This window comes from Fulvivirga imtechensis AK7 (genome assembly GCF_000331535.1).
GTDB lineage: Bacteria > Bacteroidota > Bacteroidia > Cytophagales > Cyclobacteriaceae > Fulvivirga > Fulvivirga imtechensis.
Genome location: NZ_AMZN01000150.1, coordinates 1 through 1260 on the forward strand (window position 1 = coordinate 1; position 1260 = coordinate 1260).

The window sequence follows — 1260 nt, forward strand, 5'->3', positions numbered from 1 at the left end:
TCAGGCTGCTGTTTTTTACTGTAGAAAATAGCCAAACTAAAGAGGCACAAGTCGCAGACTTGCGCCAGTTTGGGGGTGTGAGAGGACAGTAAGGGAATTAATCCCTTACTTCCTACTCGATTTTTCTTGGTTCAACAATATTAAAGCTTCGGTAAAAACCTAAAGCTGTATAGCCAAAGGGCGACAGAACCTACTACAAAAAGAAGTGACAATAGTGCGTATTTCCACTTCTCACTCTTGGAACGTTTGTCCAGCTTCTTGAAGTATTTTATATACTTTTCCCCCTTAAATACAGTAAAGTGGCAAAGGGTGTAGGAAAGTATCACATAAATAAAAACATAAATCGGCTTTACGAAGAAATAGACACCTAGATAACCCAGAAAGGTGCTTATTAGCCCCCATAAAAAGAACATTATAAAACCTACTATTGCCCCACCAGAAATCATTATTCCGAAACCAAACCGTTTGTCTGTCCAGATTTTATTTGTAGTATCCAAAAGGGTGGTTCCTTGTTCCTCAAATTTCCTTTTTACGGCTGGTAATTTACCAATGAGTACAAACGGGTTAATCTTATTAGAAAACATATGAAGCTTATAATCCATCTTGTAAATACAGTAATGAAGTATATTCAACCACAATTCAATCTTTCCTATCATCTTCACTTGCCTTAACGTCCATGATAATAATCCACTGCACTCTCACCGAGGTAGCTTCCTAAATAACTTCCACCTACTCCCAGACCAAAACCTCCAATTACTCCACCGATTACTGCTCCAGGTATGGCTCCTACGCCTCCAAACCAAACCCCAATACCGGCCCCTATTAAAGCACCAGCTTTAGCCCCTGCTATACCTCCAACAATACCTGCAGCACTACTGGCTGCTGCCTTTTGGGCATTGTAACCAAATTCTCCACCGTCTGCTACATAGCCTTCATAAGTCATATATCCACCAAGTGCTACTTGTCCTATAACAATGGCCTTTCCGGCTAACTTATAAGTATTAGCAGATTTTATAGCACTTGCTCTACTTCCAGTGTATTGATTAGGTCCACGACCTGAAAACCCTTCATAATATTTTCCATTCTTACCAAGCCAATAACCCTGACTTGAAGTCAGCCCCTCCATTGCCCCATAAATACCAGCACCTATGTTTAAGGCATGATTGGAGTTAGAAAAGTCGGTCATCCCCCCCGATTGTTGTTCATGAGTCATCAAACCCACAGTAGCACCCCCGCTAGCCACCAACTCCTGCACCAAAG

1 protein-coding gene and 1 pseudogene are annotated in these 1260 nt (G+C 41.4%); both read right to left on the reverse strand.

Annotated elements, in window-relative coordinates:
* Positions 1-140: 140 nt before the first annotated feature.
* Positions 141-656, reverse strand: a complete 516-nt coding sequence (locus C900_RS27085) for a hypothetical protein (RefSeq protein ID WP_040497669.1) — start codon at positions 654-656, stop codon at positions 141-143.
* An 11-nt stretch (positions 657-667) separates the two neighbouring features.
* A pseudogene (locus C900_RS30470) lies at positions 668-1260 on the reverse strand (hypothetical protein); the annotation flags it as partial.

What these genes read in the sequence shown, in the direction of transcription:
- C900_RS27085 (WP_040497669.1), bottom strand. Translation starts at nt 656, where the DNA reads ATGATAGGAAAGATTGAATTGTGGTTGAATATACTTCATTACTGTATT.